12 protein-coding genes and 1 pseudogene are annotated in these 8,153 nt (G+C 66.9%); 6 read left to right on the top strand and 7 right to left on the bottom strand.

Annotation, left to right across the window (positions count from 1 at the left end):
• The 6 genes from HLB44_RS36350 to HLB44_RS36325 form a co-directional block, all read right to left on the bottom strand.
• Positions 1 to 333, bottom strand: a 333-nt coding sequence (locus HLB44_RS36350) for a hypothetical protein (RefSeq protein ID WP_173135667.1), incomplete at its 3' end; no start/stop codon positions are given.
• A gap of 57 nt (positions 334 to 390) precedes the next feature.
• Positions 391 to 843 carry a tetratricopeptide repeat protein gene (locus HLB44_RS36345; RefSeq protein WP_173135665.1) on the bottom strand — a complete coding sequence of 151 codons (453 nt, stop codon included), beginning with the start codon at positions 841 to 843 and terminating at the stop codon, positions 391 to 393.
• Between the two features lie 22 nt (positions 844 to 865).
• Positions 866 to 1,129: a hypothetical protein gene (locus HLB44_RS36340; RefSeq protein WP_173135662.1), complete on the bottom strand. Its 264-nt coding sequence runs from the start codon at positions 1,127 to 1,129 to the stop codon at positions 866 to 868.
• A gap of 28 nt (positions 1,130 to 1,157) precedes the next feature.
• Positions 1,158 to 2,159 (bottom strand): HrpD5 family protein, encoded by a 1,002-nt coding sequence (gene hrpD5, locus HLB44_RS36335; RefSeq protein WP_173135659.1) that lies wholly within the window; start codon positions 2,157 to 2,159, stop codon positions 1,158 to 1,160.
• A gap of 28 nt (positions 2,160 to 2,187) precedes the next feature.
• Positions 2,188 to 4,167: a type III secretion system outer membrane ring subunit SctC gene (gene sctC, locus HLB44_RS36330; RefSeq protein WP_173135656.1), complete on the bottom strand. Its 1,980-nt coding sequence runs from the start codon at positions 4,165 to 4,167 to the stop codon at positions 2,188 to 2,190.
• Positions 4,168 to 4,190: 23 nt separating this feature from the next.
• Positions 4,191 to 4,352, bottom strand: coding sequence for a hypothetical protein (locus tag HLB44_RS36325; protein WP_173135653.1), 162 nt, complete (start codon positions 4,350 to 4,352; stop codon positions 4,191 to 4,193).
• Between HLB44_RS36325 and HLB44_RS36320 the strand changes: the two genes are divergently transcribed.
• The 6 genes and pseudogenes from HLB44_RS36320 to HLB44_RS36295 all read left to right on the top strand — a co-directional run.
• Positions 4,325 to 5,269 carry a lytic transglycosylase domain-containing protein gene (locus HLB44_RS36320; RefSeq protein ID WP_246312684.1) on the top strand — a complete coding sequence of 315 codons (945 nt, stop codon included), beginning with the start codon at positions 4,325 to 4,327 and terminating at the stop codon, positions 5,267 to 5,269. The two genes, HLB44_RS36325 and HLB44_RS36320, sit on opposite strands and share 28 nt — an antisense overlap.
• Positions 5,266 to 5,604 (top strand): hypothetical protein, encoded by a 339-nt coding sequence (locus HLB44_RS36315; protein WP_173135650.1) that lies wholly within the window; start codon positions 5,266 to 5,268, stop codon positions 5,602 to 5,604. Before HLB44_RS36320 ends, HLB44_RS36315 begins: the two co-directional genes overlap by 4 nt.
• Positions 5,601 to 5,978, top strand: coding sequence for a VOC family protein (locus HLB44_RS36310; RefSeq protein ID WP_173135647.1), 378 nt, complete (start codon positions 5,601 to 5,603; stop codon positions 5,976 to 5,978). The genes HLB44_RS36315 and HLB44_RS36310 overlap by 4 nt, the downstream gene beginning before the upstream one ends.
• A 152-nt stretch (positions 5,979 to 6,130) precedes the next feature.
• A complete protein-coding gene (locus HLB44_RS36305) occupies positions 6,131 to 6,640 on the top strand; it encodes a hypothetical protein (protein ID WP_173135644.1) in 510 nt (169 codons plus the stop codon).
• Positions 6,640 to 6,855, top strand: a complete 216-nt coding sequence (locus HLB44_RS36300; RefSeq protein WP_173135641.1) for a hypothetical protein — start codon at positions 6,640 to 6,642, stop codon at positions 6,853 to 6,855. Before HLB44_RS36305 ends, HLB44_RS36300 begins: the two co-directional genes overlap by 1 nt.
• A gap of 451 nt (positions 6,856 to 7,306) precedes the next feature.
• Positions 7,307 to 7,486: pseudogene (locus tag HLB44_RS36295) on the top strand (IS3 family transposase); the annotation flags it as partial.
• A 414-nt stretch (positions 7,487 to 7,900) separates the two neighbouring features.
• Here the strand turns inward: HLB44_RS36295 and HLB44_RS36290 are convergent.
• On the bottom strand, positions 7,901 to 8,153 hold a 253-nt coding region (locus HLB44_RS36290; protein WP_173135638.1), incomplete at its 5' end, for an NAD-glutamate dehydrogenase domain-containing protein.

Here is an 8,153-nt window from a genome sequence, read left to right as displayed (position 1 = left end):
GAGAATGACCTTGGCGCCGTCGTCATCGGGGTGGGTTTCGAGGTGCTTGTTGATCGTGTCGATCGCGTACTGGCAATCGCCGCCCAAGGACTGCGCCAGCGAGCGCTGGATGCGGAACTGCAAGGGGTCGCGCAGCATGCGCTCGACAGCGTCGCAGGCCGCCGCGGCGTCCTCCCGCTGCTTGTAGACGCAACCGAGCAGTCCGATGACTGAAACGGACCGGACGAGGGGGTGCTCGTCGGCGCCCGGTGGCTTGGATGCTTCGGACATTCCCAGGGCGCTCGCCTGCCCGTAGGAGTAGGCGAGCTCGACGGTCGCTTCGGATTGGTTCATGTTGAATCTCCGTGTGCCGCGGGTGGCGTGTTGCGGGTTTCGCTTGGCCGGGGCGCGTCAGTGCCGCACGATGGTCTTGAGGTAGGTCAGCACGCCCACTGCGGCTTCGCGTGCGACCTGGTCGGTGCTGAGCGCCAGCACCCTGTCGATGACGGACTTCCATTCCGGATCGCCGCCGAGCAGCATCGCCACTGCGAAGGTGACCTTCGCGGCGTCGTCGTCCGGGTTCTTCTCGAGCGCGCCGGACAGCAGCTGGTTGGCCAGCGCGGGGTCGCCGCCGATGCCCTGGGCGAGCGCGCGGAATACCCGGAACTGGGACGTGTCCTTGAGCGTGGCTTCCACCGCGTTGTTCACGATGTCGGCGTCCTCGTGCTTGCGGTAGATCGATGCGAGCAGGCCCACGACCATGAGGTTGTGATAGACCCGCGGGTAGTTGGCGGGACCCGGCTTATTGGTATTGACATCACTGCGGCCGATACTGCCGCTGAAGACTTGCGTGCGCGGAATCATGGGAGACGGCTCCTGTCGCTCGTCACGCCGGCAGGGACGCCGAATGCAGCGTTTCCCACACGTGGCGGATGATGCGCTGGGAAGCCCGGAAGCCCTCGATCAGCTGCGTCACGAGGCGGCGCTCGTTCTCGGCGATCGGCTGCGACAGCATCTTCTCGCTGTTCTTGCTGACCTCTTCGAAGTAGCTGATCATCGCGCGCGCACGCTCGCCGATCGTGTCTTCGGACAATGTCTTCTCGATCTGGGCGAGGTCGCCGAAGATCGTGTTGTTGATGGTGTTCTCCATGTGATCTCCTTGGGATGGGAACGAGTTGTCACCGGGCAATCGCGCCGGCCGCGCTTTCCGGTGCGACGACCGGTTGTTTGAGAAAGAGGTGCTTGGTGCCGTCACGCGTCTGCACGTAACGCAGGTCTTCGGAGGCCAGCATCGAGCTCATCGGAATGCGCTCGGGCGCGGGCATTTCCGCTACTGCGAACTCGATGCGCTGAATCAGCGGACCCAGGTCGGCGGCGACGCGGCGCGCATCGGCGCGCAGGCGATCGAGATCCTGCGAGCGCCCGTCGACGAGGAACAAGCCATCGCCGCGGTAGCGCACGGATACGCCCGGCGTGGCGAGCGCGTCGGTGATCGACTGCGCGAGTGTCTCTCCGCTCGCGAAGCGCTGCACCACGAGTGCGGGCGGGAAGGGCCGCAGCGCTGCGCGCAGCCGCGAGGCCAGGCCATCGTCCGCCACCAGGCCTTCGACGAGCACGCGGTCTTCCGATGCCCTGACCATGATGCCGGGCGCGCCGACGCCCTGAACCGCGCGCTGCACCTGCTGGAGCACGGGCTGGCTCACCTGGCTTGCATGCGCGTTGTTGCGGCTGACGATCATTCCGAAGCCCGACAACAATGCGACGCTGAGTGCCGCCCCGGCGTAGATCATCATCTTCTGCCTGCCCGCGGCGGGAAGCACGCTGCGTTGGGGCTTGGGCTCGGGCTTGCTCGGCCGCGCCTCGGGGCGCACGAGCTTCTCCAGCAGCCTGATGTCGCTCGGCCAGTCGTCGTCCGCGGGCCCGACGCACAGCACCACTTCCTTGAAGCGCCGGGCCATCAGGTCCTGCAGCGCAGGCATTTCGAGGTTGGCTGATTCGTCGGCGCCGAGCGAGGCGATCGCCACGGCCTGTCCTTCTTCGACGGTCAGACGGATGGGCGCGTGCTTCCAGTCGGTGATGTGTACGTCGACGCCGGCCTGGTTGCCGACGATGTACATACCGTTGTCAAGGAGCAATTGCGCGCCCGCGTGCAGACCGGTCAGGATGCGAAGCAGCTTCATGATGCGTGAACGAAGTGCCGCGTCCGAGTCAGTTCGGGTGGCCTGCGGCGCCGCGCAGGTGCTCATCGGGGCTCGACGGCGCCGGCAGTGCGGGCCGAACGGCGCCGCCGCTGCCGCGGCGGCCGGAGTCCTGTTCCGGCATGGCCGGCGTCTCCGCCGGATCCGCTTCGTTGGTGGGCAGCGTCGGCAGCTCGTCGATGTTGCGCACGATCTTGGGCGTGATGAGGAACAGCCGTTCGCTGCGCGTGCCGCGCGTGCCCTCCCAGCGGAACAGGGCGCCGATGCCGGGGAGCTTCGACAGCCCCGGCACGCCGTTGATCTGCGAGGACTGGCCTTCGATGCTGATGCCGCCGATCAGAAGGCTCTCGCCCTCGACGACGTGCGCTTCGGTGCGGATCTCGGTGCGCTTGACCACCGGGATACTGTCGACCGCCTGCGTCTCGAAGTTGCCATCCTCGATGTAGACGGACAACTTGATCTGGGGCGTCCCCGTGAGGCTGGTCACCTGCGGGGTCACCTGCAGCAGCGTGCCGGCCTCCACGGTGTACAGCTTCGCATCGAGGTTGGCCGCCACGCGGACGGCCGCCCTGCGCTTTTCCTGCATCACGGCCGGGCGGTTGGCCACGCCGACGACCTTGGGCTTGGCCACGATGCGGGCCTGGCCGCTCGAGGCCAGGGCTTCGATGTTCGCCAGCAACTGGCGCCCGGCGTTGGTCCACAGCGCGCTGATGGCGAAGCTTCCGGGAACGGCAACCTGCGACGCCGACAGCGTGCCGCCGGGCGAAGTGATCGACAGGCTCTTGCCGCCGCCGCTCATCGCCGACCAGCTGATCCCCAGCTTGTCCAGGCTGTCGCTGCTGACGTCGATGATCATCGCCTCCAGCTCCACCATCGTGGGCCGCATGTCGAGGCGCCGGATCAGGTAGTCGTACTCGGCCATGCGGTGCAGCCGGCCGTTCACGATCACCGAGTTCGTTCCTTCGTCGGCCTCGAACGTCGGCGTGTCTTCCTCGAAGTTCACCGGGCTGCGCACGCCGCGCGGCGCGACGCCGGTGCTCGAGCGCTCGGGCGTCGAGCCTGACACGGGATCGGTGGCACGCTGGTCCATCTCCGGCGCGAGCTTGGCGCTGCCGTAGGTGTTGCGCATCGTCTGCATCTTGTGGGAAAGGCCGGCCGCGCCCGGGCGCCCCGCGCCTTGCGACTCCCCGCCTTGCGAGGCGCCGCTGCCGTACAGCGAGCGCAACATGCTCGCCACGCCGGGCATGAAGGTCTCGCCCAGCTGCCGGTCGGCCGCCGATGCATAGCGCAGCTGGAACACGCGCACGCTGCGGCGATTGCTTTCGCTCGCGCCGGCGTCCAGCGATTCGATGGCGGCGCTGACCACGTCGAGGTGGCGGGGCGGGCCGTACACCAGCAGCGTGTTCTCGCGCTCGTTGAAGCGCAGCGGATAGCGGCTGTCACCGAGGCGCAGCGTGGTGAGCACGTCCTGCACCTGGGCCCGCGTGAAACCCTTGAGCCGGAACAGGCGGCTCGTCATCGCCTTGGACGGGTAGAAGTACAGCGTCGTGCCGTCGTGGTACCAGACCACGCCGTAGGCCTTGCCGATGGCGTTCAGGAAGGCCTGCGGCGTGCTGTCGAAGGTGGCATGCACGACGCCGTCGACGCCCTCGCCGATGATGGCGGGCAGGCCCTGGCTGGATGCGAAGTCCTGCAGCACCTCGCCGAGGCGCTTGCCGTCGGCGCGGTAGGTGAAGCGCGCGGTGGCCCACACCTGCTCATTGCCGCGCGAGGGCTCGGTCGGCAGCAGCGCCGCGGTTTCGGCCGCAGGCGCGCGCTTGACGATGCTGGCGCGGCCGGCAGGGGCCGACGATGGCGGCGTGTCCTGCGCCTCGCGAAAGGATGCAGGCCCGCCGTGGGCCGCCGCGCCGAAGGCGGTCAAGACCAGCGCGACAAGCGCGCTGCGGAAGGCGGCCGAGTGGAGCGGATTCGAAATGCTGTGGGAGGTCATGGCTTCGTGGTCTCGCGATGTGATCAATCCGGCTCACCTTCTTCCGGCTCTTCCTCGTCGGGTTCCTTCAACTTCGCGTAGAAGTCCTTCGCCATGTCCTGCATCTTCTTGCTCGGGTCCTCCGCCTCGCTGGGGCTCCCCGAGGCCTTGGGGCCGCTTGGGCCGGAAGTGGGCGAAATCGACATCGGCGTCGTCCTGGTCAGTTGATGGGCCGAACCTTACCGAGCGCGCGCCGTCCGGATATGCCCAGGTGCGAAGCCGGGCACGGCGAAGCGAACTCTTCGTTCACCGGGTCACCGCTTCGCACCGCGGCAATCGCAAGGCGCCGTGCGCGTGCACAGTGGCCGGCATGCTCAAGCACATGAACTGCAACCTCTGGCGTGGATGGCGCGATTGGCGCAACGCCGCGTGCGCGCTGCTGATCGTGCAGGGCGCGGCCGCGGCGTTCGCCGCCGATCCGGTGCTGCGCTATGCCTGCACCTTCGGCGATGGCCAGGTGCGCGTGGTGGCGCGCAACATCGAGCTCATGGGTGACCGTTCCGTCGTGTGCCGTGCCATGGTGGCAGCGGAGGCCGCGCCGCAACTGATGCCGCTGCCGCCGGTGCTGCCGCCGCTGATGCCGGAGGTGCGCTTGAGTCTCGGCGCCGACAGGGGCCGCACGCGTGGGGGGCCGCGCATGCCGATCGCGCCGGCGGAGTTGTCGGTGCTGATCCGCGAGGCCAGCCATCGTCAGCAGCTCGATCCCGACGTCGTGACCGCGCTGATGTACACCGAATCGCGCTTTCAATCGCACGCACGCTCGCCCAAGGGCGCGCTGGGCTTGATGCAGATCATGCCCGCGACGGGCGCGCGCTACGGCGTCACGACCGAGAGCCGCCTGATGGAGCCGGCGATCAACATCGAGGTCGGCACGCGCTATCTGCGCGACCTGAGCGACATGTTCGACGGCAGGCTCGACCTCGTGCTGGCCGCCTACAACGCGGGCGAGAACGCCGTGACGCGCTGGGGCTATGCGATTCCGCCGTATGCGGAAACGCGGGACTACGTGCAAAAGATCATGGCCGCGCTGGGCGCCGGTCCGCGAGCCGGGGGGCGGCCATGAAGCGCAGCCAGGTCGATGCCCTGATGGCCCTCGGCCTGAGCGAGCTCGACGCCTGGCAGTGCGTGCACCGCATCAGTGGCGACACGCGCGACGGCCGGGGTCCCGATGCCTTCGTGCTGGTGCAGGTGGAACACACCGACGCGCCGCCAGCGCCGAATCCGTTCATGGGCATTCCCGCCCGCCAGATTGCCGCCGTCGCGGCCCACGGCGCCGCTTGGCGGCAAGTGGGCCCGGGGCAGTGGCAATACCTGCGCCGCATCGAGTGGAGCGTTGAGCAACTCGTGCAGCTCGAAAGTGAAATCCACCAACTCTTCCTGAAGCGAGAACCGCAATGAAACTCCGCACCGTTCTGACTTTTGACGGCAAGGCCGAACAGGCCATGAAGTTCTACATCTCTTTCCTTCCGAATGCGCGCATGGTCGGCGTGGAGCGCTACGGAATGAACGAGGGCGGCAAGCTGGGCCACGTGAAGCGGGCTGCCTTCGAGGCGGCCGACGGCGTGCGCGTGGTGTGCATGGACATGCCGGGCCTCAGTTTCACGCCGGCCAGCTCGATGATGCTGCTATGCGACGACAAGCCGCAGTTCGAGCTGATGCTGTCGAAGCTGAAGGAGGGCGGCGCGACGTACGTGGCGCCCGAGGCCACCGACGGCAGTTTCGCCTGGGTTCAGGACAAGTTCGGCGTGAGCTGGCAGCTGATGCTGGCGTGACGCCGGGGAGGGTGCCGCGATGGCCAAGATCCCGACGAGTCTCGACTACTCGGCCGAATGGCGCCTCTTACGGCAACCGCACCAGGCGCAACGAGATCCTGCAGGAGCGCAAGGCATTCGGCTACGAGGCAGCCGAGGGCCTGCCGCAGCGCTTGGGGCACAAGCTGGCCAACTTCGCTGGCACACGGACCAAGCAGGACAAGTTGAGAGAATTCATCGAGTTCGTCGCCAATCCCGGAACCAAGGCAAGACCGAGGGTCCAGAACCTGCCCCACGGCTGGTCCAGGCACACGGCCACCACGGCAAGCGGCACGGTGGCGACACTGGACCTTATGAAGTCGAACGGCAAGATCCTCGACGTGCGGGCGCCGCTGAAGCCTTTAATAGCGTTCCAGAGGGCGTTCGGCGCGTCAATCGCGCAGCCCATGGCGCGCCTTCAGCATCCCGAGCACGGACATTTGTCGATTGCCAGGACCTTCGGCGAGTCCGGAAACCAGGGCGCCGCGACCTTTCGGCTCCGGCTGGACGGGCCGGACGGCGCGAACGAATTGCGCCACACGATGTGGCGGACGCGCTCCAACCCGGCTCATGGGGCCGGACGACGTTCGGCTACGAGAACATCGAACTGCCTGCTGGCATGCGCGGGAAGGGCGTCGGCTTGATGTACCAGGCCGCCGGCGCGGCGGCTGCCGCTGCAAAGGGCGCGGACCTGTTCACCATCGACCTGGTCATCTCGCCGGAAATGCAGGCGCTGTGCACAAGGCTCGGCATGACGCCAACACCCAACGGGGGGTTCCAGGGTGTTCCCGCCACGGTAATTCGCGCCGCTGCGACATATGCACGCGGGAAGGGCTGGGACCTGCCGGGAGTTGAATAGTCCGGACGACCTGGCGAAAATCGAGCAGCAGCACTTGGTTCTCGTGGACAAGCACTGGGACGAGGCCCCAGAATAAGTTGCAGGCCAGCGCCCAATAGCGCGACTTCGCAGCAAGGCCGTGTCTTGTGCCGAATGGAGCCAATGAACCGCCCCGGATTTTGAGGAGGCTCCTTCGATTGAGAATGGAGCCAACAGGCTTCGATCCGGGGACCTCCGATGCCCGGGAGCATGGCATCTACAACGCTCTTCGCCGCAGCCTGGAGTCTCCAGCTGGCCACACGCGAAGGTCAGCGGGTCCTTGGCCAATTTCCTTCGCATGATGGCGTTGCGATTCGAAGGATCCGCGGAGTACGAAAAGGCATGCGCCATGGGCAGAACCATCGTCGCCTGGTCGGCGTTGAATGGCCGCGCCGCTCACCATCAAGACGTCTTCCATGGCTGCCGGGTCTGACTGCGGCGCGAAGGTACGGCCGTGGCGCGCTGCACCGTCGAGCGGCTGATGCGGGCTGCGTGGGGCACGCCGAGGCAAGGCGGTGCGCACTACCGTGTCTGTCGCGTGTCTGTCGCCAAGGCGGCGTGTCCGCTAAATCGGGTGAACCGGCACTTCAAGGTCAAGGCGGATCGTCCGAACTGTTCGTGCAGATCGTTTGCCGATTGGCATCCGCTCATGCGCGTCAACGGCAGTATCAAATTCCTGTATTCCATCTTTCGATGCACAAGAGTCGCGGTTGTCTTGCACGTATGCGACCAGCGGTCGCCCGGAATGCAGATTGGAACCGACGCTGACGTGCAACTTCCATCGATTCAACAGGTTACAAGGGCCGATTGTCGCTGAAGTTCCGCAGGCCACGACTGACACGCGAAGCGTGGGTGCCCGTGGCACGACTGCCCCGGGTTCGGAACCCCGACCGATGACGATCGGCGGGTATACCCGTTGCGCACCTTTCCGTATTCGGTGATCTACAAGCCCGTTGACGGCGGCATCCGAATCCTGGTTGTTCGACACCAGCATCGTGATCCCGCCTTCGGCGAGAGTCGGGCCTGATCAGCCCAGCGCGCGCAGCTCGCGCAACGCCACCGACAGCATCGCCGCATCCGGCACCGTTACCGCGCGCAGCTCGGTCATCAGCTGCGAGGCGCGCTCGAGCGCGCGTGCGTTGTCGGCCACCCAGGCGGCGACCAGCGCGGCCGGCTCGGCATCGCTGCTGCCGGCGGCCAGCACCGCGCCGGTGATGCCGCGCTGCAGGCTCTGCAGGTCGTCGAGCATCGCGCCCTTGGCGAGCATCTGCCAGTGCTGG

Origin of the sequence: Pseudaquabacterium terrae (genome assembly GCF_013266755.1) — a bacterium.
GTDB lineage: Bacteria > Pseudomonadota > Gammaproteobacteria > Burkholderiales > Burkholderiaceae_C > Pseudaquabacterium > Pseudaquabacterium terrae.
Note: the sequence above shows the minus strand (reverse complement) of the source record. Positions and strands in the feature narration are given on the sequence as shown.